Annotated in this window: 26 protein-coding genes; 19 read left to right on the top strand and 7 right to left on the bottom strand. The window is 69.1% G+C overall.

The genetic code is table 11. The features are described 5' to 3' along the window. Nucleotides 1-87: 87 nt before the first annotated feature. On the bottom strand, nt 88-1,059 hold the full coding sequence (locus tag ACFVXC_RS12790) for an RNA polymerase sigma factor SigF (RefSeq protein ID WP_389904582.1): 972 nt from the start codon (nt 1,057-1,059) through the stop codon (nt 88-90). 238 nt (nt 1,060-1,297) lie between these two features. On the opposite strand from ACFVXC_RS12790, the gene ACFVXC_RS12785 reads away from it, so the two are divergent. The 6 genes from ACFVXC_RS12785 (at nt 1,298) to ACFVXC_RS12760 (ending at nt 7,085) form a co-directional block, all read left to right on the top strand. After that, nucleotides 1,298-1,666 carry an STAS domain-containing protein gene (locus ACFVXC_RS12785; RefSeq protein WP_389904580.1) on the top strand — a complete coding sequence of 123 codons (369 nt, stop codon included), beginning with the start codon at nt 1,298-1,300 and terminating at the stop codon, nt 1,664-1,666. A gap of 277 nt (nt 1,667-1,943) precedes the next feature. Continuing rightward, nucleotides 1,944-2,462, top strand: coding sequence for an ATP-binding protein (locus tag ACFVXC_RS12780; RefSeq protein WP_389904578.1), 519 nt, complete (start codon nt 1,944-1,946; stop codon nt 2,460-2,462). A gap of 189 nt (nt 2,463-2,651) precedes the next feature. After that, on the top strand, nt 2,652-3,386 hold the full coding sequence (locus ACFVXC_RS12775) for an LPXTG cell wall anchor domain-containing protein (protein ID WP_389904577.1): 735 nt from the start codon (nt 2,652-2,654) through the stop codon (nt 3,384-3,386). Nucleotides 3,387-3,394: 8 nt separating this feature from the next. Then, nucleotides 3,395-4,483, top strand: coding sequence for a hypothetical protein (locus ACFVXC_RS12770; protein ID WP_389904575.1), 1,089 nt, complete (start codon nt 3,395-3,397; stop codon nt 4,481-4,483). A gap of 80 nt (nt 4,484-4,563) precedes the next feature. Then, nucleotides 4,564-5,736, top strand: coding sequence for a hypothetical protein (locus ACFVXC_RS12765; RefSeq protein WP_389905277.1), 1,173 nt, complete (start codon nt 4,564-4,566; stop codon nt 5,734-5,736). Further along, on the top strand, nt 5,736-7,085 hold the full coding sequence (locus ACFVXC_RS12760; protein WP_389905275.1) for a hypothetical protein: 1,350 nt from the start codon (nt 5,736-5,738) through the stop codon (nt 7,083-7,085). The genes ACFVXC_RS12765 and ACFVXC_RS12760 overlap by 1 nt, the downstream gene beginning before the upstream one ends. 80 nt (nt 7,086-7,165) lie before the next feature. Here ACFVXC_RS12760 and ACFVXC_RS12755 read toward each other — a convergent pair whose 3' ends face one another. Together ACFVXC_RS12755 and ACFVXC_RS12750 are read right to left on the bottom strand one after the other, a co-directional pair. Then, on the bottom strand, nt 7,166-8,035 hold the full coding sequence (locus ACFVXC_RS12755) for an alpha/beta hydrolase (protein WP_389904574.1): 870 nt from the start codon (nt 8,033-8,035) through the stop codon (nt 7,166-7,168). 178 nt (nt 8,036-8,213) lie between these two features. Beyond that, nucleotides 8,214-9,710, bottom strand: a complete 1,497-nt coding sequence (locus ACFVXC_RS12750; RefSeq protein WP_389904571.1) for a peptide MFS transporter — start codon at nt 9,708-9,710, stop codon at nt 8,214-8,216. A 474-nt stretch (nt 9,711-10,184) separates the two neighbouring features. Between ACFVXC_RS12750 and ACFVXC_RS12745 the strand changes: the two genes are divergently transcribed. Next, nucleotides 10,185-10,862 (top strand): response regulator transcription factor, encoded by a 678-nt coding sequence (locus ACFVXC_RS12745; protein WP_383284555.1) that lies wholly within the window; start codon nt 10,185-10,187, stop codon nt 10,860-10,862. 187 nt (nt 10,863-11,049) lie between these two features. Then, nucleotides 11,050-12,327, top strand: coding sequence for an ATP-binding protein (locus tag ACFVXC_RS12740; protein WP_389904568.1), 1,278 nt, complete (start codon nt 11,050-11,052; stop codon nt 12,325-12,327). Between the two features lie 94 nt (nt 12,328-12,421). Here the strand turns inward: ACFVXC_RS12740 and ACFVXC_RS12735 are convergent, their stop codons facing one another. Next, entirely contained in the window at nt 12,422-12,952 is a 531-nt protein-coding gene (locus ACFVXC_RS12735; protein ID WP_389904567.1) for a GtrA family protein, read from the bottom strand. Nucleotides 12,953-13,118: 166 nt separating this feature from the next. Between ACFVXC_RS12735 and ACFVXC_RS12730 the strand changes: the two genes are divergently transcribed. From ACFVXC_RS12730 to ACFVXC_RS12720, 3 genes are read left to right on the top strand one after another with little or no spacing between them, the layout of a single operon-like run. Continuing rightward, nucleotides 13,119-14,369: a 5-(carboxyamino)imidazole ribonucleotide synthase gene (locus ACFVXC_RS12730; protein ID WP_389904564.1), complete on the top strand. Its 1,251-nt coding sequence runs from the start codon at nt 13,119-13,121 to the stop codon at nt 14,367-14,369. Continuing rightward, on the top strand, nt 14,366-14,917 hold the full coding sequence (gene purE / locus ACFVXC_RS12725; RefSeq protein WP_389904562.1) for a 5-(carboxyamino)imidazole ribonucleotide mutase: 552 nt from the start codon (nt 14,366-14,368) through the stop codon (nt 14,915-14,917). The genes ACFVXC_RS12730 and purE overlap by 4 nt, the downstream gene beginning before the upstream one ends. A gap of 29 nt (nt 14,918-14,946) precedes the next feature. Further along, nucleotides 14,947-16,131 carry a dipeptidase gene (locus ACFVXC_RS12720; protein ID WP_389905273.1) on the top strand — a complete coding sequence of 395 codons (1,185 nt, stop codon included), beginning with the start codon at nt 14,947-14,949 and terminating at the stop codon, nt 16,129-16,131. A 64-nt stretch (nt 16,132-16,195) separates the two neighbouring features. Here ACFVXC_RS12720 and ACFVXC_RS12715 read toward each other — a convergent pair whose 3' ends face one another. Together ACFVXC_RS12715 and ACFVXC_RS12710 are read right to left on the bottom strand one after the other, a co-directional pair. After that, a complete protein-coding gene (locus ACFVXC_RS12715; protein ID WP_389904560.1) occupies nt 16,196-17,077 on the bottom strand; it encodes an alpha/beta hydrolase fold domain-containing protein in 882 nt (293 codons plus the stop codon). Further along, a complete protein-coding gene (locus tag ACFVXC_RS12710; RefSeq protein WP_389904558.1) occupies nt 17,074-17,631 on the bottom strand; it encodes a quercetin 2,3-dioxygenase in 558 nt (185 codons plus the stop codon). Before ACFVXC_RS12710 ends, ACFVXC_RS12715 begins: the two co-directional genes overlap by 4 nt. Before the next feature lie 131 nt (nt 17,632-17,762). On the opposite strand from ACFVXC_RS12710, the gene ACFVXC_RS12705 reads away from it, so the two are divergent. The 8 genes from ACFVXC_RS12705 to ACFVXC_RS12670 all read left to right on the top strand — a co-directional run bounded on the left by ACFVXC_RS12705 (nt 17,763) and on the right by ACFVXC_RS12670 (nt 21,626). Beyond that, nucleotides 17,763-18,230 carry a MarR family winged helix-turn-helix transcriptional regulator gene (locus ACFVXC_RS12705; protein WP_389904556.1) on the top strand — a complete coding sequence of 156 codons (468 nt, stop codon included), beginning with the start codon at nt 17,763-17,765 and terminating at the stop codon, nt 18,228-18,230. 371 nt (nt 18,231-18,601) lie between these two features. After that, complete coding sequence (locus tag ACFVXC_RS12700) at nt 18,602-18,811, top strand: hypothetical protein (RefSeq protein WP_389904553.1); 210 nt, start codon at nt 18,602-18,604, stop codon at nt 18,809-18,811. Beyond that, a complete protein-coding gene (locus tag ACFVXC_RS12695; protein WP_389904551.1) occupies nt 18,795-19,319 on the top strand; it encodes a DUF6879 family protein in 525 nt (174 codons plus the stop codon). The genes ACFVXC_RS12700 and ACFVXC_RS12695 overlap by 17 nt, the downstream gene beginning before the upstream one ends. Next, on the top strand, nt 19,309-20,142 hold the full coding sequence (locus ACFVXC_RS12690; protein ID WP_389904549.1) for a helix-turn-helix domain-containing protein: 834 nt from the start codon (nt 19,309-19,311) through the stop codon (nt 20,140-20,142). Before ACFVXC_RS12695 ends, ACFVXC_RS12690 begins: the two co-directional genes overlap by 11 nt. A gap of 62 nt (nt 20,143-20,204) precedes the next feature. Beyond that, entirely contained in the window at nt 20,205-20,519 is a 315-nt protein-coding gene (locus ACFVXC_RS12685) for a hypothetical protein (RefSeq protein WP_389904547.1), read from the top strand. Nucleotides 20,520-20,557: 38 nt separating this feature from the next. Next, nucleotides 20,558-20,788 (top strand): DUF397 domain-containing protein, encoded by a 231-nt coding sequence (locus tag ACFVXC_RS12680; RefSeq protein WP_389904545.1) that lies wholly within the window; start codon nt 20,558-20,560, stop codon nt 20,786-20,788. Nucleotides 20,789-20,884: 96 nt separating this feature from the next. Beyond that, nucleotides 20,885-21,349, top strand: coding sequence for a hypothetical protein (locus ACFVXC_RS12675; RefSeq protein WP_389904542.1), 465 nt, complete (start codon nt 20,885-20,887; stop codon nt 21,347-21,349). Between the two features lie 55 nt (nt 21,350-21,404). Next, complete coding sequence (locus tag ACFVXC_RS12670; RefSeq protein ID WP_389904537.1) at nt 21,405-21,626, top strand: hypothetical protein; 222 nt, start codon at nt 21,405-21,407, stop codon at nt 21,624-21,626. A gap of 389 nt (nt 21,627-22,015) precedes the next feature. On the opposite strand, the gene ACFVXC_RS12665 is transcribed toward ACFVXC_RS12670, so the two are convergent. Continuing rightward, nucleotides 22,016-23,173, bottom strand: coding sequence for an acyl-CoA dehydrogenase family protein (locus ACFVXC_RS12665; protein ID WP_389904535.1), 1,158 nt, complete (start codon nt 23,171-23,173; stop codon nt 22,016-22,018). Nucleotides 23,174-23,323: the final 150 nt, after the last annotated feature.

Below are 23,323 nucleotides of genomic sequence, written 5' to 3'. Positions count from 1 at the left end.
TGCGGGGCAAACGGGTGGGTGGGTGGGAGACATCCGCCGCGAAGCGGCGACTCAGTGACCCGAAAAAACGCCGAGCGGCGCGAACCCTCACTCGTCGACGGTCAGTCCCTTGCGGAGCTTGACGAGCGTCCGCGAGAGCAGTCGCGAGACGTGCATCTGCGAGATGCCGAGTTCCTCGCCTATCTCCGACTGCGTCATGTTGGCGACGAAGCGGAGCGAGAGGATCTTGCGGTCACGCGAGGGAAGTTCGGCGATCAGCGGCTTCAACGACTCGACGTACTCGATGCCTTCGAGTCCGTGGTCCTCGTAGCCGATGCGGTCCGCGAGCGCGCCTTCGGAGTCGTCCTCCTCGGGCTGGGCGTCCAGGGAGCTCGCCGTGTAGGCGTTGGACGCCGCCATGCCTTCGACGACCTCGTCGTTGGAGATGCCCAGGCGCTCGGCGAGCTCGCCCACCGTGGGGGCGCGATCGAACTGCTGGGCGAGTTCGTCGCCCGCCTTGGCGAGGTCCAGACGGAGTTCCTGGAGGCGGCGCGGGACGCGCACCGACCAACTCGTGTCACGGAAGAAGCGCTTGATCTCGCCGACGATGGTCGGCATCGCGAAGGTGGGGAACTCGACGCCTCGGCTGAGCTCGAAGCGGTCGATCGCCTTGATCAGGCCGATGGTGCCGACCTGGATGATGTCCTCCATGGGTTCGCTGCGGGAGCGGAACCGGGAGGCGGCGAACTTGACCAGAGCGAGATTGAGTTCGACGAGAGTGTTGCGTACGTAGGCATACTCGTGCGTGCCTTCCTCGAGCGTCTCGAGGCGTTCGAAGAGGGTCTTGGACAGCGCCCTCGCATCCAGCGGCCCCACCTCTGCGTACGGCGGGATCTCGGGCAGATCGGCGAGCCCCTCGGGAAGGGCTTCCGTCTCCGCTGCGGTCGTCAGGTCCGGTTCGTCCGGCGTGGCTTCCGTGCGGGGACCCGGGATCTCGGTCTCTATACGGTTCGGTGAGAGTGTCGACGTCGCTAGGTCAGTGCGCGATTCGTCGAGCCGGGGTGACATGGTGTCCTCCATCGTTCTCGGCATATGGCTGCCGATGCCAATACGTGCACTGCGGTGTGCGGCGCCTCCAAAGCCGTCAGTGTTGATTACTGTCTCTTCTACCCCTACCCGTTTCCACAGCCTGGTCGCAAGTGCGCTCTGGTGTGAAATGTCCGAATTCTGGAGCTTGTTCGGGTACCCGAGACCGTTCGGAAGGCGTAATGTTCAGGGGCGTCATCAACAGCCACGACGGTCGGAAGTGAGTGACGGAATGGACCGCGGGACAGTCGGTAGCGCGCAGGGTGGCCGGCTTCTGGTTGAAGTCCGGGCCGAGGGCCCGAGCGTCGTCGTGACTCCGGCGGGTGAGTTGGATCACCACACCGCCGATGTGTTGCGTGAACCACTTGAGACCTGCCTCAATGACGGGTTCTCGCGACTTGTCGTCGACTGTTCGCGCCTGGAATTCATGGACTCCACCGGACTCAATGTCCTCCTGGGGGCCCGGCTCAAGGCCGAGGCCGCGGGGGGCGGAGTGCATCTGGTCGCGATGCAGCCGGTGGTGGCCCGCGTCTTCGAGATCACCGGAGCCGATGCGGTCTTCACTGTCCACGAGACGCTCGAAACGGCGTTGGCCAGCTGATCGGGCGGCCTGTTGACGGAGCGTACGCAAGAGTTACGCGCCAGTTGTCTCTATGTGATCATCGCGTTACCAGCGTCACACAGGTCGCGTCGAATAAGTGGGTGTTCTCACGGTTCGGCCGGGCAGGAGACACCCTGGATGCGTCTACAGCGGTCCGGAAATAAATCGTTGCCAAATCAACAGCAGGAACGGTCGAGCAGTCGATGATCTCTCTTGGGTTGCCGCTACTTGTCCCGTTCCTTGTCCAGAGTCCTCTTGTCGGTGAGGTGAAGCGCTGATGAGCACCACCCGGCCTTGCTCGCCGGGCGACCGCGGTCCGGAGTCCGAGACCGTTGTCGCGGACGCTCCTGCGGACCAGGTCGCTACGGCGGCCACGGTCCGTCAGGGGCGCCAGGTCCGCAGGCTGAGCCTGAACGGCGCGAGCGGCATAGTGCCGCTCGCCCGGGACTTCGCGCGCCAGGCGCTCCAGGCGTGGGGCTGGCTGCCCGCGGCGGGCGCCGACCAGCGTGCGGCCGCCGAAGACGTCCTCCTCGTCGTGTCCGAGCTGGTGACCAACGCGTGCCTGCACGCCGAGGGTCCCGACGAGCTCTGGCTCTCCTCCGACAACAAGGTGCTGCGGATAGAGGTGTCCGACCGCGGCGCGGGGCAGCCCGCACCCCGTACCCCGCACCGCGCCGGTCGGCCGGGCGGGCACGGGATGTTCATCGTGCAGCGGCTCTGCCTGGACTGGGGTGTCGTCCGCACCCCGGGGGCCACGGGCAAGACGGTGTGGGCGGAGCTGAGCGCGCCCGCGTAGTTCCCCTCGGAGCCCGCTCAGTTCCCCCTTGGGTTACCCACGGTTCGCACACGCGCCGGATCACTGAGATCCGGCGCGTTCTTTGTCTTCCCTCGACAAGGCCCCGGGCGTACCTTGAGCGCCCAATCTGATGTGCCGTCAGGAAATCCGCACCGCGGCACGCCACGACCGGCATGAGGGGAACTCGAGGTGTCGTACCAAAAACGTAGGGCCGCGCTCGCGCTTGCCACGGCCTTGGCCGGCGGCTCGGCGGTGCTGATGGCCGCCCCCGCCGCGCAGGCCGATGTCCAGGACGTCAACTACCAGTGCAAGACGCCCATCGGGAACAAGGGCGCCGTATCGCCGATCGATATCAAGAGCGTGAAGAGCGGCAGCGGCTACAAACTCACCATGTCCTTCCAGAAGGGCGTCTCCTCAAGCCCTGTGGAGCTCGGCAAGGGCGCGATGAAGCCGAGTGCGCTCGTCAAACTGGGCGGCGCGGAGAGCGGCACCGTGCCGGTCTCCGGAGCTCCCAACGACAAGGCGATCCCGGCCAACACCCCCATCAAGATCAGCGACCTGTCGGGGACGTACACACCGAAGAAGAGCGGCAAGGTCACCTTCACCGCGGGTGTCCTGACCATCAAGGCGCTCGGTACGACGACGACGTGCACCCCGTCCAACAGCCCCAAGCCCTCGCTCTCGCTCGACGTGAAGGGATCGGGCGGCGGTGGCACCACGGGTGGCGGCGGCTCCGGAGGATCGAGTGACGACGGCGGCTCCGGCGGCTCGGCCGGCACTCCCTCCGGCGGCGACGAACTCCCGCAGACCGGACCCGCGGACTCCGCGATCGCGCTCGGCACCCTCGGCGGCACGGTGCTGCTCGCGGGCGCGGCAGGCGCGCTCTGGCTGACCCGCAGGAACCAGGCGGCCCGCTCGCGCTAGGCACGTGCATGTCGCGCCAGGCACGTACATCACGCACGACGCGCACGACGCGCACGACGCGCACGACGCGCACGACGCGCACGACGCGTACGACGAGTACGAAGATCCAGGAGCCGCCGATGCCGTCGCTGCTGTCCGCTGTCCGTGCACTCACCGTGGCCGTGGTCCTACTGGGGACGGGTGCGGCGCAGTCGGCCCCGGTGTTCGCCGACGACTCCGGAGCGTGGTCCCTCGCGCCCTCCGCGGGAGGAGGGACGCGGCCCGCGAAGGACGGGCGGCCCTACTTCTACGTGGAGGGCACGCCCGGATCGGTCCTGGAGGACACGGTGACGGTCACCAATCCGGGATCGAGACCGCGCACGGTGGAGCTGAGCGGTGCGGACGCGGACAACACGCGGGACGGCGCGTTCTCGCTGGAGCGGGGCGGGCCGACCGACACCGGCTCCTGGATCACCTTCGCCGAACGCAAGGTGAAGGTGCCGCCGCGCACCCGCGCCGAGGTGCCGTTCAGCGTGAGCGTCCCCGAGGGGGCGGTGCCGGGCGACCACCCCGGCGCGATCGTCGCGCGGGAGGGCGGCCGTGACGCCGGGGTGCGCGTGCACCTGCGGGTGAGCGGACCGACGCTGTCCGCGCTGACGGTCGAGCACGTGAAGCCCCGGGACGGGCGCATCTCGTACGACGTCGTCAACCGGGGCAACACGGTCCTGACCCCCAGGCTCAAGGTCCATGCGGAGGGCGTCTTCGGCCCGCTGCTCGACCGGGGGCCCCGCACGCTTCCGGTGGAGCTCCTCCCCGGCCGCCGGGTCACCCTCACGGAACCGTGGACCGACGCCCCCGCACTCGACTCCGTCGAGGTCACCCTCACGGTCACGGCATCGGGCGGAGCCCACGGCACGGCGTCCGCGTCGGTGCGCCTCGTGCCGTGGGGAGCGGTGGCGGGAGTGGGGGCCGGGGTGCTCGGCCTGGCCGCGGCCGGCGTCTGGTTCGTGCGCAGACGCAGCGGGGCGGCCGGGGGTCTGCCACCGGATGAACCTGAACAGGGCGGTACGGAGCTGGAGTTGGCGGGAGCAGGTACGGGAAGGGGCGAGCAACTGTGAACGTCGAGCGGCCCACGTCGTGGGTGGGTGGGCACACCCGCCCACGGCCCGGCACCGGCAGACGAAACGGCAAGAGGTACATGGCCGCGGCCGCCGCGCTGGCGGCGCTCTTCGCGGCGCTGCTGCTCCCGGCGGGCCAAGTCGCAGCGGCGGACAAGCCAACGGTCGCACTCTCCCAGTCCCAGGCGGGAAAAGGCGGCGACATCACCGTCAAGGGCGAGGGGTGGCGGCCGAAGGCCCTCCTGATGATGCTCGTCTGCGGTCAGTCCACCCCGGCCAGGGGTGTACCGGGCGGCACGAACTCCTGCGCCAACGACACCGGCCGCGCCGTCACCACGGACAGCGAGGGCACCTTCAGCAAGAAGCTCCCCGTGGCCGAGCCCCCGAAGCCCTGCCCCTGTGTGGTGCACGTCGCCACGGTCACGGGGGAGAAGGCCCAGGCGGACGCGGCCTTCAAGGTCGCGGGCCACCCCGTGGAACCCCTGCCCAAGCAGCAGGGCGGCGGGAGACTCTCCGTGCTCACCGACACCCGGCTGGAAGGATCGGGCGGCGTACTGACCTGGTTCGGTGCCCCGCCGTCCCGCAAGTTCACCTTCACCGTGGGCAACGTCGGCTCGGCCCCGGTCAAGAACCCGGTCTTCCAAGTGGGCACCTCCCACGGCGTGTTCGCCCCGCAGTGGGAGGAACAGCAGTGGCGCGGCACCATCGCGCCGGGCAAGAAGGCCCAGATCAAGCTCCCGGTCGAACTCTCGGCCGGAGCGCACGGCGACTACCTGGTCTCCCTGAAGTTCGGCGGCAAGGTCCTCGCTGAGCAGCCCTGGGGCGTCGGCCGCCCCTGGGGTGTCACCGTCTTCTGGGTCCTGCTCTGCGTCGTCGTACCGGCCGCCGTCTTCCGCGTCGGCATGGCGGTGGTGGACAAGCTCCGCCCCCATCGCCGCCGTGGCGGACGCAGCCGTCCGGCGGGCCGCCACCGCACCGGCAGGCTCTCCGAACTCACCGAACGAATCCCGAAGTTGCGGCTGCCCCAGGGTGCGGTCGCGGCGGACGAGGCGGCCCGTACGCCACGTACATCACGTACGTCACGTACGAAGCCGCCCCGCGAGTCCGGCGAGTCCGGCAAGGACACAGCCACGAACAACACGGCCACACTGCCGTGGTTCACCCCTGACACAGACCCCGGCGCCGGGACCGATCCCGCCGGACAGCTCTCCGCACCGTCAGACAACAGCCCGACGACGAAGGGAAACACGTGATCAGCACACGACGGAGAGCGGGCGCGGCCTCGGTCTCGCTGCTGCTCGGCGGGGCGGGCATCCTGCTGGGCGCGGGTTCCGCGCAGGCGGCCGGGACCGCGTACAAGACGGAGTGCATACCGCCGTCGATCTCGGGCCTGCCACCGGTGCAGGGCACCACGAAGGTGGAGATCACCGCGCCGGCCACCGCGAAGGTGGGCGACGAGGTCGACGTCGTATGGAAGACCACGGAGGCCGCGTCCAAGAACCCGGACATCCTGGACCTGGACAAGGACACGGTGAAGCCGACCGGCACCATCAAGGTGGGCGGCGGCCAGAGCGGTGACCTGGCGGTGGCGGGCGAGCGGGTCAATCCGCCGATCAAGAAGAACAGCCCGATGATCCTGTCCGACATGAAGGGCAAGCTGAAGCTGACCAAGGCGGGCGACATCACGCTCACCCCGGACGCGTACAACATCAACGTCAGCAAGCCGATGTCGACCGACACCAAGTGCACGCCGAAGGAGCAGGTGAAGGCGGGCGCGACCATCAAGGTGACGGACGGCGGGGGTGGCTCGGGCGGCGGTACGGCGTCCGGTGGCTCGACGTCGGGCGGCAACACGGGTGGCAACACCGGCGGCGACACGGCCGGGACCAGCGGCGGTGGTTCCACGGGTGGAGGCTCCACAGGTGGTGACGACGGCGGCAAGAGCGACTTCCCCGGGAAGGAGGTCCAGACCCCCTACAAGTGCAAGACGCCCATCGGCGACAAGGACGCCACATCGCCCGTCCAGATCAACGCCAAGAAGGACGGCGGGAACTACGCCCTCACGGTGAAGTTCAAGAAGTCGGTCATGGACAGCCCGGCCGACATCCCCGCGGACTCCGTGAAGCCGTCGATGGCGGTCAAGCTGGGCGGCGCGGACAAGGGCACGGTGGCGGTGGAGGGGCCCACGAACAAGGAGCCCATCAAGTCCGGCGACCCGATGACCATCCCTGACCTGACCGGCACGTACAAGCCGGGCGCCGACGGCAAGTCGACGCTCTCGCCGGGTGTCCTCACGGTCAAGGCGCTCGGTACGACGACGACCTGCACGCCGTCCAAGTCCGAGGTGTCCCTGGAGATCGACACAGCGGCGCAGCCCGGTGGCGCGGCGGGCGGTTCGGGTTCGGCGGGCGGTGGCTCCGGCTCCGCGGGCGGTTCCGGTTCCGCGGGTGGCTCCGCCACGGGCGGAGGCGGCGACCTCGCGGAGACCGGCGCCGACAACAACGGCGCACTGCGGGCGCTCGGCCTCGTCGCGGGCACGGTGATTCTGCTCGGCGGCGCGGTCTTCACGTTCCTGCCCAGGCGGCGGGGCGGTCTGCGCTGACGTCTCGGGGCGCGGGGATCTCGGCCGCGGCGCCGTCGTGGCTGATCGCGCGGTTCCTCGCGCCCCTGAAGGGGCGCCCCTCAGGCGTGCTTTCGCAGCCAGCGCAGTACGGACTGGGCGACGGCCGGGTTTCTCAGGAGTTCGCCCCCGTGCGCGCTCCCGGGCTCGATGCGCACGGTGACGTCGCGCAGGCCCGCCACCGTCTGCGCGTGGGCGAGTTCGGTGGAGTGCGCCACGGGTACGAAGTCCGCCGCCGAGTGCGTCAGGAGCATCGGCGGGTCGTTCGTCCCCGAGGCGTGCGACTTGGCGGCGAGGTCCTCCCACTGCCTCGGGCAGCGCGGCCCGCCGCGGTCCGGCGCGCACCCCGCGAGCCGTTCCGCCGACCTGCGCAGCCTGCGCTGGGCAGGGGACGCGGCGCGCGTCCCGCCGTCCGTCCAGGCGCGTAAGGGCGAGGCGACGGGGGAGAGGGCCGCCACGGCCCGTACCCGCTTGCGCCCGGCGCCGTACGCCCCGGCGCTGACGGCGAGATGCCCGCCCGCGGACGACCCGAGCACCAGGGGAGTACCGCCGCCCCGCCGCTTGATCCACCGCAGGGCCGCGAGCACGTCGTCGCGCTGCGCGGGCCATGCGGCGTCGGACGCGAGGCGGTAGTCGGTGTCGTACACGGTGAACCCGCGCGCCGCGAACCACCGTGCCCACCCGCTCCAGTCGGTGTCCCGCACCCAGGAACCGCCGTGCAGGATCACCAGGGCGGGGCGCCGGGCCGCCACGGAGCCGTACACGGTGACGTTCTGGCGGGCGTGTTTCCCGTAGGAGAAGGTCCGGCCGGGCGAAGGCTGTGACGGCTTCGACCGCTGTGACGGCTGTGACGGCTCGGGGGCGGCCTCGGCGGCGGCACTGGACGACAGCAACGCCAGACAGAGGGCGAGGACCGGCAACGTACGGCGCATGGCCAGATGCTGCACCGCAAGGACCCGGCACCGGCGCAGAAACGTTCTCCGTCACCGCCACGGGTTAGGGAACGATCCCCTGTTCGCGCGAGTGGACGAACGAACGCGAGGGCCGCCGCACCCTGGGGCGCGGCGACCTTCGCCGTCGTTCAGCGGCCCGCTGGGGGCGCGGTGGAGGTCAGTTGACGGAACCCATCATTTCCTTGACCTTCTTGCGGTTCAGATAGATGCCGAAGCCCGCGATGACCGCGATGACCGCCTCGACGGCGACCGCACCCGATGTGTTCAGGTTGACCCCGAGCTGCGGCGAGGTCAGCAGGCCGGTGACGGAGTCGCCCGCGGTGACCGCGAGGAACCAGACACCCATCATCTGGGCGGTGTACTTCGCCGGGGCCATCTTGGTCGTGACCGAGAGGCCGACCGGGGAGAGGCAGAGCTCGCCGACGGTCTGGATGAAGTAGATCGCCACCAGCCACATCGGGCTGACCTTGCCGCCGTTGTTGGCGGTGTCGATCAGCGGGATGAGGAAGACGAGGAAGGAGATGCCGATCAGCGTGAGGCTGGAGGCGAACTTGACGGCCGTGCTCGGCTCCTTGCCCCGCTTGTTCAGCCACAGCCAAGCCGAGGCGACCACGGGGGCGAGCGCCATGATGAAGATCGGGTTCAGCGACTGGTACCAGGAGGTCGGGAAGTGGAACCCGAGCAGGTTGTTCGTCGTCGAGCCCTCACCGAAGATCGACAGGGTCGAGCCGTTCTGGTCGTAGATCATCCAGAAGACGGCGGCGACGATGAAGAACCAGATGTAGCCCGAGAGCTTGGACTGTTCGAGGTTCGTCAGCTCCTTGTCGCGCTTCATGCGGACCAGGACGGTGACCGGGATGACCAGACCGGCGATGGTGAGCGGCATCAGCGCCCAGTCGGCGAAGTTGCCGGTCACGGCGAGGAACGTGTAGAGCGCGGCGGCCACGATCAGCCAGATCAGGCCGGTGCGCAGGGCGGACTTGCGCTGCTCGACCGTCGCGGGCTTGGAGACCACGCTGCTCTCGCCGCTCAGGTGGCGCGAGCCGAGCATGAACTGGGCGAGGCCGAGCGCCATGCCGATCGCGGCGAGCGCGAAGCCGAAGTGCCAGTTGACGTTCTCGCCCACGGTGCCGATCGTCAGCGGGGCGAGGAAGGCGCCCACGTTGATGCCGATGTAGAAGAGCGTGAAGCCACCGTCGCGGCGCGGGTCCTCAGGGCCGTCGTAGAGGTGGCCGACCATCGTGGAGATGTTCGCCTTCAGCAGGCCCGAGCCGAGCGCGACCAGCGCGAGACCGGCGAAGAAGGAGGCCGAGCTCGGCAGCGCGAGCGTGATGTGGCCGAGGATGACCACGCCGGCGCCGATGGCGACCGTCTTGCGCGGTCCCCAGAAGCGGTCCGCGACCCAGCCGCCGGGCATGGCGAGCAGGTAGACCATCGACATGTAGACGGAGTAGATCGCTGTCGCCGTCGTGGCGCTCATGCCCATGCCGCCGGGGGCGATCAAGTACAGCGGGAGCAGTGCCTTCATGCCGTAGAAGCTGTAGCGCTCCCACATCTCGGTCATGAAGAGTGTGGCCAGGCCGCGGGGGTGGCCGAAGAAGGTCTTCTCAGAGCCAGGGGTACCGGCGGAGTCCTTCGTCAGGCTGGACGCCATGGGTCGATCCTCGTGGGTTCGGGACGCGCGGCAAGAGCGTGTGCGCGCCCGGTGTGGGGGGCGGTCGGCACCGGGGTCCTTCCGCCCACACCCCCACGCCCGGGGGGAGTTCGCGCTCCGTTTCGAGGAAAGCGCTGGACGGCGACTCCGAGATCCACGCCCTGGCGCATTCTCACGCGCAGGGCCCGACCACAGGTCATTCCTTTCAAGGCCGACACGGTCGGCCCGCACATAAAAGTGACCTAAGGCCGCACAGCGGGCCAAAGGTCCTTGTGTAGTGCATCAGGCGTTGGGTCACCATACGCCATGTCAAGGGAGCATATGGAAGGACTTGAGAGATGGATCACAGGTTATGACGGAACCGGTGCCCACATTTGAAGGTGATCCACAGGATCGCACCCCATAGCCGCAGGCGTCGACCGTCAGCTGGCGATCACCCCACGATGGTCGTCCGGCGCGGACTACCATCACCCCATGACCCGTGTACTGCTCGCCGAGGACGACGCGTCCATCTCGGAGCCGCTGGCCCGTGCCCTGCGCAGGGAGGGGTACGAGGTCGAAGTGCGTGAGGACGGCCCGACCGCCCTCGACGCCGGGCTGCAGAGCAGCGTCGACCTCGTCGTACTCGACCTGGGGCTGCCAGGAATGGACGGCCTCGAAGTGGCCCGCCGCCTCCGTGCCGGGGGGCACACGGCGCCGATCCTCATCCTGACCGCACGCGCCGACGAGGTGGACACCGTCGTCGGCCTGGACGCGGGCGCCGACGACTACGTGACCAAACCCTTCCGCCTCGCCGAACTGCTCGCCCGGGTCCGGGCCCTGCTCCGGCGCGGGGCGACCGAGCCGCAGCAGGCGCCGGCCACGCACGGCGTGCGGATCGACGTCGAGTCGCACCGGGCCTGGATGGGCGAGGAGGAGCTCCAGCTCACGGCCAAGGAGTTCGACCTGCTCCGGGTGCTCGTGCGCGACGCGGGCCGGGTCGTCACCCGCGACCAGCTGATGCGCGAGGTCTGGGACACGACGTGGTGGTCGTCCACCAAGACCCTGGACATGCACATCTCCTGGCTGCGCAAGAAGCTGGGCGACGACGCGGCGAACCCGCGGTACATCGCCACTGTGCGGGGCGTCGGCTTCCGCTTCGAGAAGAGCTGAGGGGCGGCGCCCCGTAGGGGCGCGAGGAACCGCGCGAGCAACCGAGAACGACCTCCACCCGCGGGAAGCGGATCGACGGCGGACCCGTCCGCGGGGCTTTCGCCGTTGGCCACCGCAGGCACGCCGTGGTGGCTCGCGCAGTTCCCCGCGCCCCTGAAAGGCGCCCCGTATCCGGGACACTGGGGACATGCGCCGCCGATTGATCAACAGCACCCTCGCCGTCGTCCTCGTAGTCATCGCGGTCTTCGGCGTGAGTCTGGTGATCGTAGAGACGAGAACGATCAGCACCAGCGCCCAGGACCGCGTCACGTCCGAGGCGTTCCGCCTGGCCAGCATCGTCGACAGCAGGCTCATCAGCGACGAGCAGATCAACGCCGACATCCTGCGTGACGTGGCCGCGGTCGACAACGCCCGCTACGCCCTCATCGAGATCCCCGGCCGCGCCCCCGTCGAGATCGGCACCCGCCCCACCGGCGAGGTCATCCGCGACACGGCCAAGGGCGAGGAGGGCGAGAAGGTCACCGTCGAGGAGCCGCGCACCGCGGTCACCCGGGAGGTCGGCCGCACCCTGCTGATCATCGGCGCCGTGGCCCTGCTCGCGATCGTCGCCGCCGTACTCCTCGCCGTACGCCAGGCCAACCGCCTCGCCTCGCCGCTCACCGACCTCGCGGAGACCGCGGAGCGTCTCGGCTCGGGCGACCCCAGGCCCCGGCACAAGCGCTACGGGGTGCCGGAGCTCGACCGCGTCGCGGACGTCCTCGACGGCAGCGCCGAGCGGATCGCCCGGATGCTGACCGCCGAGCGCAGACTCGCCGCCGATGCCTCGCACCAACTGCGTACGCCCCTGACGGCCCTCTCCATGCGCCTGGAGGAGATCACCGTCACCGAGGACCTGGACACGGTGAAGGAGGAGGCCACGATCGCGCTCGCGCAGGTCGAGCGCCTCACCGACGTCGTGCAGCGGCTGCTCACGAACTCACGGGACCCGCGCACCGGGTCCGCCGTCTCCTTCGACCTGGACGAGGTCATCAAGCAGCAGCTCGAGGAGTGGCGCCCCGCCTACCGCAGCGCGGGCCGCGCCATCGTCAGCTCGGGCAAGCGGCATCTGCGGGCCGTGGGCACGCCGGGCGCGGTCGCGCAGGTACTCGCGGCGCTCATCGAGAACTCCCTCATGCACGGCGGCGGAACCGTGGCCCTGCGCACCCGCGTCACGGGAAACCAGACGGTCGTCGAGGTCACGGACGGCGGCCCCGGCGTCCCCGCCGATCTCGGCGCGCGGATCTTCGAGCGGACCATCAGCGGCCGCAACTCCACGGGGATCGGCCTGGCGGTCGCCCGGGACCTGGCCGAGGCCGACGGCGGCCGCCTGGAGATGCTGCAGACCAAGCCCCCGGTGTTCGGCCTGTTCCTGTCGCGTACGCCCCCGCAGAAGCGGGCCCAGGAGACCGAGGAGACGGTGCGCTGACCGACGGTCTGACCGAGGCCCGACCGAGGAGACGGTGCGCTGACCGAGGTCGGATCGAGGTCGGACCGAGGCCGGACCGAGGAGACGGGTGCGGCTAGCGGGTGCCGCGTGCGGCGGGGCGCTTCTCGTCGGCAGCCGTGGCCTTCGTCCCGTCCTCCAGGAACGATTCCGCACGGGCGACGGCGTCGCGCGCGGGCAGCGTCTTGAAGACCCAGGTGCGGTAGGACCAGAAGCGGAAGCAGGTGGCGATGCCGATGCCCACGAACTTGAAGATGTTGCGCTGAAGCGGGCTGTCCCAGTCGAGGCCGTAGATCGCCGCGTACAGGACGCCGTTCTCGATCACCAGGCCGACCGCGCTGAACATCAGGAACAGCGTGAGTTCCTTGGTACGGGAGCTCTTGTCGCGGTCCTTGTACGTGAAGTAACGGAAGCCCACGTAGTTGAAGGCGATGGCGACGACCGTGGCGATCACGTTCGCGCGCACGGCCTGTAGTTCCGTCATGTGCCACAGGAGGTTGGAGACGCCGAAATTCACCAGCGTGCCCAGCGCCCCCACGGCCCCGAACTTGGCCACTTCGCGGGCGATCTGCTCCATCCGCACCCGTAGTGCGCCACGTTCCGTCATGGTGGTCGCCCCAACCCCGTCGTCTGTTCGTTCCGGTCTTTCCGGCCGTGTCGTCCCGTCGACGGCATCGGTCCTTCGGTCGCGTCAACCCAGCCATGCTAACCAGCGACTCACGCGCGTGGCGCGTGGACCGCTCCACACTGTGGCGGCTCTGTGACGGGAGAGCATGTCCGGTGCCCGGAAACCGGCCGTAACCGGCCGTTCCCGGGTGGCTGATACAGGCCGATACCCTGGGGGTGTGACGTTCCCGGTAGTCGGCATGGTCGGCGGGGGGCAGCTCGCTCGTATGACACACGAGTCGGGCATCCCGCTAGGCATCAGGTTCAAGCTCCTCAGTGACACCCCTCAGGATTCCGCGGCGCAGGTCGTCAGCGATGTCGTCATCGGCGACTATCGCGACCTCGACACGCTGCGCGAGTTCGCGAGGGGCTGCGACGTGATCACTTTTGATCACGAACACGTACCCACCGAGCATCTACGGGCCCTGGAGGCGGACGGCATCCCCGTGCGTCCGGGGCCCGACGCGCTGGTGCACGCCCAGGACAAGGGCGTGATGCGCGAGAAGCTCACGGAGATCGGCGTGCCGTGTCCACGCCACCGGATCGTGCGCGATCCGGCCGACGTGGCCGCCTTCGCGGCCGAAGGATCTTCGGCGGGATCTTCGACGGACTCTTCGGGCGGCGGCGACGGCTTCCCGGTGATCCTCAAGACGGTGCGTGGCGGCTATGACGGTAAGGGGGTGTGGTTCGTCCGTTCCGTCGAGGACGCCGAAGATCCCTTCCGGGCCGGTGTCCCGGTGCTCGCCGAGGAGAAGGTCGACTTCGTGCGCGAGCTCGCGGCGAACGTCGTCCGCTCGCCGCACGGCCAGGCCGTGGCCTATCCCGTCGTCGAGTCGCGGCAGGTCGACGGCGTCTGCGACACGGTGATCGCGCCCGCCCCCGGCCTCTCGGAGGACCTCGCGGGCCAGGCGCAGGAGCTGGCGCTGCGCATCGCCAAGGAGCTCGGCGTCGTCGGCCACCTGGCGGTCGAGCTCTTCGAGACGCGCGACGGCCGCATCCTGGTGAACGAGCTCGCTATGCGCCCGCACAACTCGGGCCACTGGACGCAGGACGGGGCGATCACGTCCCAGTTCGCCAACCACGTGCGCGCGGTGCTCGACCTGCCCCTCGGAGATCCGCGCCCGCGGCCGAAGTGGACGGTCATGGTCAATGTCCTGGGCGGCGACTACCCGGACATGTACCAGGCGTACCTGCACTGCATGGCGCGCGACCCGCAGCTGAAGATCCACATGTACGGCAAGGACGTGAAGCCGGGACGCAAGGTCGGCCACGTCAACACCTACGGCGACGACCTGGACGACGTGCTCGAACGCGCGCGTCACGCGGCCGGCTACCTCAGAGGAACGATCACGGAATGACCGCACCTGTAGTTGGCATTGTCATGGGATCCGACTCCGACTGGCCGGTCATGGAGGCCGCGGCCAAGGCCCTCGACGAGTTCGAGATCCCCTACGAGGTCGACGTCGTCTCCGCGCACCGCATGCCGCGCGAGATGGTCGCGTACGGCGAGGAAGCGGCGGACCGCGGCCTCAAGGCGATCATCGCGGGCGCGGGCGGCGCCGCGCACCTGCCCGGCATGCTGGCGTCGGTGACCCCGCTCCCGGTGATCGGCGTCCCCGTCCCGCTCAAGTACCTCGACGGCATGGACTCGCTCCTGTCCATCGTGCAGATGCCCGCGGGCGTGCCGGTGGCGACGGTCTCGGTGGGCGGCGCGCGCAACGCGGGCCTCCTCGCGGCGCGCATCCTGGCCACGAACGACCCCGAGATCCTCGGCCGTATGCGGGAGTTCCAGCAGGAGCTGAACGAGCAGGCCACGGAGAAGGGGAAGCGTCTTCGCGCCAAGGTCGAAGGCGCGGGGTCCGGTTTCGGCTTCGGCTCGGGCTCCGGCTTCGGCTCGGGGAAGTGAGCGGCATGACTGGGACGAGTGGCAGTGGCATGACTTCCCTCGACGAGGCCCGCGCCCTTCTCGCCGACTTCCCGGTGGTCGACGGTCACAACGACCTGCCCTGGGCGCTGCGCGAGAAGGCGGGTTACGACATCGACCGCCTGGACATCGCGTCCGACCAGACGGGCAGCCTCCACACCGACATCGCACGCCTGCGGGCGGGCGGGGTCGGCGCCCAGTTCTGGTCCGTCTACGTCCGCACGGACCTCACGGGCGATGCGGCGGTGAGCGCGACCCTCGAACAGATCGACTGCGTCGACCAGTTGCTCACGCGCTACCCGGCGGACCTGCGGCGCGCGCTGACGGCCGCGGACATGGAGGCGGCGCGGGCGGAGGGTCGTATCGCGTCCCTGATGGGCGCCGAGGGCGGCCACTCCATCAACAACTCCCTGGCGACACTGCGGGCGTTGCACGCGCTCGGCGTCCGCTACATGACGCTGACGCACAACGACAACATCGCGTGGGCGGACTCGGCGACGGACGATCCCGGCGTCGGCGGTCTCTCCGCCTTCGGCCACGAGGTCGTACGCGAGATGAACCGCAGCGGCATGCTCGTGGACCTCTCCCACGTGGCGGCGACGACGATGCGGGCGGCCCTGGACACCTCCGTGGCGCCGGTGATCTTCTCGCACTCCTCGGCGCTGGCGGTCTGCGACCACCCGCGCAACATCCCGGACGACGTCCTGGAGCGCCTGCCCGCGAACGGCGGCGTCGCGATGGTCACCTTCGTACCGAAGTTCGTCCTCCAGGCGGCGGTCGACTGGACGGCGGCGGCCGACGAGAACATGCGGGCGCACGGCTTCCACCACCTGGACACGAAGCCGGAGGCGATGAAGGTCCACGCGGCCTTCGAGGAGTCGACGCCGCGCCCGGTCGCCACGGCCGCGACGGTCGCCGACCACCTCGACCACATGCGCGAGGTCGCGGGCGTCGACCACATCGGCATCGGCGGCGACTACGACGGCACGGCGTTCACGCCGGACGGCCTCGACGACGTGTCGGGCTACCCGAACCTGATCGCGGAGCTCCTGACCCGCGGCTGGTCGAAGGCGGACCTGGCCAGGCTGACGTGGCAGAACGCGGTCCGTGTGCTCGGCGCGGCCGAGGACGTGGCACGCGACGAGCAGTCCCGGCGCGGTCCGTCGAACGCGACGCTTCAGCAGCTGGACGGCTGAGCACGTAAGGGCGGAGGGGGTGGGGGGCAGCCGATCGGCCGCCCCCCACCCCCTCTCGCTGTTCTCAGGTCACGCGCCCCAGTGCGAAACGCAGCGAGCGCGCGAACACGTCCTCCACCGCGTCGTCGGACGCGCCGTACCAGCCGTGGTCGGCGCCCGGCAGCGTGCGCAGCTCCACCGGCACTCCCGCGTCCCGCAGCCGCGCCGCGAGATCCTCGCTGTGCGAGCCGGGGACCATCGTGTCCTGCTCGCCGTGGACCAGGAGGAAGGGCGGGGCGGCGGCGTGGACCCGCGCCACGGGGCTCGCCGCGCGGGCCCGCTCGGGTACGGCGGCGGGGGCGGCGCCCAGCAGCAGGGCCTCCGGGGTCTTGGCGCTGTGCGGGTCGAACGGGCCGCGAGGGACGGTCAGGTCGCTCGGGGCGTACCAGATCACGGCGCCGGTGGCCGCGACCGCGGGGTCGAGCGCGAGGAGCGAGGCCAGGTGCCCGCCCGCGGACTCGCCCCACACCACGGTCCTCGCGGTGTCGACGCCGAGTTCCGCCGCACGGAGTCCGAGCCAGCGCAGTGCGGCGCGCAGGTCGTCGAGGGGAGCGGGGAAGCGGGCCTCGCCGCTGAGCCGGTAGTCGGCGCAGGCGACCGCGAAGCCCGCGGCGGCGATGCGCTCCAGCGGGCCCGGGGCCCAGTGCCGGGTCCGCGGCCCCATGTCGTCACGGCGCCCCCGACGCCAGGCGCCGCCGTGCACGAAGAGGACGAGCGGGGCGGGCCCGTTCCCGGCGGCCGGCAGCCAGAGGTCGAGTTCCAGCGGACGGCCGCCGTCGACCTCGCCGTACGGGACACCGCGAAGGAGCCGCAGCTCCGGCGCCGGGCGCGCGGCGGGCGGCAGGGGCGCGATGTCCGGATGGGGCGCGGCGATCAGCTCCCGCAGGGACGCGCTCGCCGGGCTCATCGCGTGCGCCACTCGTGCTCGGGCAGGAAGCGCACGTCGTACTGCTGGGGGACGGTGGCGAACTTGTCGGGCGTGGGCACGACGGGCTCGCGCGGCAGACCGAGTTCCTCGGCGGGGGCGCCGAGAGTCTCGAAGAACCGCTCGAAGGTGCCGCCGGGGCCCGCGGCGACGCCGACGACCTGGCTGTGGTGGCGCTCCATGCGGTAGGCGTGCGGACAGTTCTTCGGTACGAAGCCGAAGTCGCCCGGGGTGAGGAGCTTCTCCAGCTGCTCGCCCTCCAGGTCCTCGACGAAGAGGCGGACGGCGCCCTGGGTGACGTAGAAGACCTCGTAGGTGTCGGGGTGCAGGTGGGCCGGGATGATGTTGCCCCTGGGGCCCTCGACGGTGAAGAAGTTGAACGCGTTCTCGGTCTGCTCGCCGCCCGCGTAGATGGTGATCAGGTCCCCGAACAGATGGGCGCGGTCACCCTCGCCCTTCTCGATGACGTAGGGCTTGCCCGGGTCGGCGGGGATGCGTGAGGAGCGCCGGTGGCGGGTGGCGTACTCGATCGTCATGGGCTCTCCCGGGGGGTGTCTGGGTAATCCGCGGACGTCTGGGGAATCCGCGGAACGGCGAACGTCAGGCAGCCTGACATATCGACTAGGGTGGGAGCAAGACACCGCCCTCGAACCCATAGGCTCTCGACATGCACGCCACCGGCCCCACCGGCCCCACCGGCCGCAACCTCCCCCAGCTGCTCGGCGACGCCCGGCGCTGGTTCGAGGACGCGCTCCTGGCGACCCTGGAGGAGGCGGGGGAGGCCCCGGTGTCCCCGACGCAGGCGGGTCTCTTCGCCGTCCTGGACGAGCAGGGCACGACGGTCTCCGAACTGGCCCGCCGGATGGGCGTCACCCGCCAGACCGCGCATCAGGCGGTGCACGGCCTGGTCGCGACGGGCCTCCTGGAACAGGTCCCCGACCCTTCCTCCGGCCGGCAGCGGCTGATCCGCCGCACGGCGGAGGGCACGCGCACGCACCGCAGGGCGGAACTGGTCCTGCGCCGCGTCGAGCGGGAACTCGCCGACCGGATCGGCGAGCAGACGGTGCTCGCACTGCGGGCGGCCCTCGAACTCCCGTGGGGCAGCCCGCCGGTCCTCGCCCCGCCCAAGGGCTGAACCCTCAGCCGCGCCAGGCAGGCGCGAAGCCGGACGCCGGGGCTGTGCGCGCGGACGGGTTGCAGACGGGTTGCAGACGGGTCGCAGACGGGCAAGGACAACGCCTCGCTGAGCATTGACCGGGACCGGGCGGGGGCAAGGCCCGGTCGCGCTCGATGCGGACCTCGTGCCGTTCGTCAGGCCAGGGACGCCACGGCGTCCACGATGAGGAGCGGAGCGAGCCAGGGCAGAGCGGGCCGCCGGGCACTCATCCGCCCATGATCGTCTACCCGACAACGCGAATATCCGCGATGTGCCGTAGACCTGCCAGGCTCAACCGACCTACCGTCCTCTTGGCGCCACGGACCGACCCTGCAACGAAGGAGGGCACGATGGCACGCGAGGAACTGACCCGCCTCACCGGCCAGGCCGGAGGACCCGAGTGCGACGACGACGATTGCCCCAACGTCTACCGGACCAAGAGCGGTTCGTTTGTTATCCAGGGGGAGATGTCTGACGCGTTCACTGCGCCCGTGGGTGAGGCGCTGGTGGAGATCCCGGAGCACGTTCTGAAGGAGGCTGTCCGTGCTCTTGGATGGTGAGGAGTGGCGTAGGTTCTTCGACACCTTCGAGCGCGAAGCGTGGCGGTTCGAGGCGCAGCCCACCTACAGCATGCCCAAGGAGCAGGAGAACGTCGCCCGCTTCCTGCGGGGCGAGAGCAAGCCCGACGGCCACAATGCTCGCTGGCATGAACGGGTACGGGGATACGTAGAGTCCGGCAGGCGTATCGGCCGTGTGCGCATCGTGCGCCAGCCGCTCACCGACTATCAGCGGTACCAATTCGCATGGGGCATCCCCGGCAACCTCGCGGCCGGGGAGGACATCCGCGTCTTGGATGTGACGCAGGAGGGTTACGGTCTGCCGCTCTCCGGGTGTGACTGGTGGATGTTCGACGAAATCCGCATTGCGCACCTGAACTTCCGGTCGGACGGCACTCAGATCAGTCGCGTGACGTACGAGGGTGACCCCGCTCCGTATCGGGAATGGAAGCGAATCGCCCTGGAGCACGCAGTGCCTTTCGAGGAGTATGTGAAGGGTCTTGACGTTTGATCCTGGGCAGCTAGGACAGTCGAAGGCTGACCTGGCGGAAGTACTCCGCACGATGCGTAGGCGAGCCAGCCGTACACAGGTTTGGCTCGCCCAGCGGTGCAGCATGTCCCAAACCAAGCTCAGTAACATTGAGACCGGTCGCATCACGCCGGGTCTTGTCGACGTTGAGTTGATTCTCAGAGCCCTCAATGCACCCCCAGAAATGGTGGCTGAAGTGGCCGCCCTCGCCCGGCTCGCCAATACGGAGTGGCAGGGAAAGCGCGCATCGTGGCGTCGGGGACTGGAGAAGCGGCAGTCGGAATTGGCGGGCCTCGAAATGGAAGCCGTGACGCTCCGGTATTTCCTGCCCGCGATGGTGACAGGGCTCCTTGCCACACCGGAGTACATCAGGGCGAGCTTGGGCCATGCACCAGTGGATGTCTCTAAGACTGTTGCGAAGAAGCTGGACCGGCAAGCGGTCCTCTACGACAACAGGAAACGGTTCACATTCCTTATGACGGAGCAGGCCGTCAGGTGGGCAGTAGTCCCCCGTGCCGCGATGGCCGTACAGATCGACCGCCTTGCCTCACTGTCTCACCTCCCCAACGTGCGCATGGGCGTGATCCCGTTGGGATCGGTGATCGGACGAGGCCCGATGAATACCTTCACGGTTTACGACCAACGCTTTGCGACTGTCGAGACGTTCACCGGCCGCCTGGTTTTCCAGGACGCTCGGGACATCGCGGAACACCTTGAAGTGTTCGGATTGTACGAGCGTCATGCGTTGTTCGACGGAGATGCCAGAGCGCTGTTCGGAGATTGGGCCACCTCCTACCGTTCATGATCGTCTACCCCGCAACGCGCATATTGCTGGAGACTCGGCGATGACGGGTCGAGGATATGCCCATGCCGACCGAATCGAAGAACCGCGAACAGAAGGCCCCGCAGGGTTGGCGGGTGGACCCGATCCCAAGCCGTCAGGCGTACCGGGATGGTGACGGGAACATTCGCGTACCCGTGTGGTTGACGAGGAACGGTCGGCATGTGGCAGACACGGAAATGGTTCTGCTCCCGTCTGAGGCCGCATTGCTGGCCGACAACCTGACCAATGCAATGCGCGACAACTCCAGGTCGATGCTGCACGAGCTCTTTCGAGAGAGCGCGACGGCTCTTGGCCCTGGTGTTGTGTACGTGTCGAAGCCGGATCAACACCAGTTCTGAAGCCTGCCCTGTCTCTGACCTCACAGGAAGGCACACCCATGCCCGGAACCGATCTGTACAGCCTGTCTATCGACGGAGCGGAGTTCTTCAAGGCGTGCGGAGGCAACACCCACCCCGACGGCGAGGCTTGCGCGACTCTCGCGAAGATCGGCCCCGGCGTATGGGCGTTGGGGGACAGCAAGCGGCCCGGTGCGGAGCCGTTGCGCTTCACCACCGCAGAACTGAAGGCGGCCGGTATCGACCCACTCCGCTTCGGCCTGTCCGCCTGACGGCTACTCCTGGCGTCCTCCGGCCCCGGCCCGATGCCCCGAGCCGGGGCCGGTTGGGCACGCCTCCGATTCTTCCTGCACTGAACGGGACGACAGTTGCACCACCATGGGTATCTGTGGACCGGCTCCAAGCAGGGGTTCGACGACGAGGCGCTGAGACGGCCTGCACACCCCGATCCGCCTCCTGCCGATAAGGCGGAGCTAGTCGCGCGGTACAAGGAAGTGAAGGCGGAGTTCTCGATCGTGGACCTGCCACCGCTGGAAACGGCCTACTGGCTGATCAAGCCCAGGAAATTGGTGCGCGGCACCTGGGACGAGCCGAAGAAGGCTGCGGAATGGCTCGGGCAACGGCTTGCCGAGTACGCACCCCGGTTCGCCTCCGAGTCGGACCGCGACAGTACGCGGCTGGCGCTACTGGTCCACTCCGCTACTGACCGGCTTGGCCGGGGTGGGGATCTGTGCCATGGCTTCTACCTGGAGAGGCCGGTATTTCTGTCTGTAGCTCTGGTGACGTGCTCCCCGAACCGTGCCGCCCCAGACCTTGCCTGCCCGACCACATAGCCGTGCGGCAAACAGACTCCACCGACGCCTGTCACACCTGATGAGGGGAGGCAGAATGCCCCGTTCGCTCCTGCGGTACACGAAGCACCGGATCACTCAGCAGCCGGATACGGAAGTGACGTTCGAGGCCAAGTGCCTGACATGCGGCTGGGAGGCCACGCCTGCGGCGGACGGCGCGACCGTGGACGTGGAGTGCATGAGCCACTCCGGCCGGAAGGGCCATACCCGGTTCCGACGCTTGTGCACATCGGTCGCCTTGGTCGAACGGGCCGAGTAGGGCCGAAGCAACGAAACAGCCCCGGCCCGCAATGGGCCCGGGCTCGGAGAACAGCACCAAGAAGCAGTACCGGTCCATCCAGAAGACAACCCTTGAGCCGTTCTTCAAGGCCCGTTCCATCGTGTCTTTGATCGCAACGATGTTGACCCCAGGCGCCGACGACCCCACGGAGGCGGCAGAGGTCGCCTGATCCGCATGCGACAGCAGCCCCCGGCATCACGCCGGGGGCTGCTTTGTTTGTGTAGGTCAGTGGCCGTTTGCAGTCCGGTATCCACCCAGGATTCCCCCAGCACGACACCCAGGGACGGGCAAGAACAGGCCCCAACGGACTGGAACCCGTAACCGCCTCCCCGGGCCGCCGAAACAGCTCCTGACCTGCAAAAACCTTGCTAGGGAAGGTTCCTGGCCATCACGATGCGCTGGACCTGGTTCGTGCCCTCATAAATCTGCGTGATCTTCGCGTCGCGCATCATCCGCTCGACGGGGTAGTCGCGGGTGTAGCCGTAGCCGCCGAGCAGCTGGACCGCGTCCGTCGTGACCTCCATCGCGACGTCCGACGCGAAGCACTTCGCGGCCGCGCCCTGGAAGGTGAGGTCCGCGTCGCCGCGCTCCGACTTGGCAGCGGCGGCGTACGTCAGCTGCCGCGCGGCCTCGATCTTCATCGCCATGTCCGCGAGCATGAACTGCACACCCTGGAAGTCGGCGATCGGCTTCCCGAACTGCTTGCGCTCCTTGACGTACCCCTTGGCGTAGTCGAGCGCGCCCTGTGCGATGCCGAGCGCCTGGGCCGCGATCGTGATGCGGGTGTGGTCCAGGGTCTTCATCGCCGTGGCGAAGCCCGTGCCCTCCTCGCCGATCATGCGGTCGGCGGGGATGCGAACGTTGTCGAAGTAGACCTCGCGGGTCGGTGAACCCTTGATGCCGAGCTTGCGCTCGGGGGCGCCGAAGGAGACGCCCTCGTCCGACTTCTCGACGACGAAGGCGGAGATGCCCTTCGAGCGCTTGGCCGGGTCGGTCACGGCCATCACCGTGTAGTACTCGGAGACGCCCGCGTTCGTGATCCAGCGCTTCACGCCGTTGAGGATCCAGGAGTCCCCGTCACGGACGGCCTTCGTCTTCATGCCCGCCGCGTCCGAACCCGCGTCCGGCTCGGAGAGGGCGTACGAGAACATGCCCTCGCCCTTGGCGAGCGGCGTCATGTACTTCTTCTTCAGCTCCTCGGATCCGGAGAGGATCACGGGGAGCGAGCCCAGCTTGTTCACGGCCGGGATCAGGGAGGACGAGGCGCAGACGCGCGCCACCTCCTCGATCACGATGACCGTGGCGAGCGCGTCGGCGCCGGTGCCGCCGAAGCTCTCCGGTACGTGCACGGCGTGCAGGTCCGAGGCGACGAGGGCGTCGAGCGCCTCCTGCGGGAAGCGGGCCTCCTCGTCGACCGCCGCGGCGAACGGTGCGATCTTCGCCTCGGAGAGCGAACGGATCGCGTCGCGGAGCATGTCGTGCTCCTCGGACGGGCGGTACAGGTCGAAATCAGCCGATCCGGCCAAGGTTTCTCACGCTCCAAGGACGCTAATTACCGTTAAGTAACCCAAATTTTAGAGGGCGGCTCGCGTGACGGATACGTGAGCTTGCCGACAGCGGTCGGCCGGCGGGCAGCCAGCGGTCGGCAAGCAGTCGGCGATAGCGAGAACGTGCCC

Origin of the sequence: Streptomyces sp. NPDC058257, assembly GCF_042881845.1 — a bacterium.
Classification (GTDB): domain Bacteria; phylum Actinomycetota; class Actinomycetes; order Streptomycetales; family Streptomycetaceae; genus Streptomyces.
Note: the sequence above shows the minus strand (reverse complement) of the source record. Positions and strands in the feature narration are given on the sequence as shown.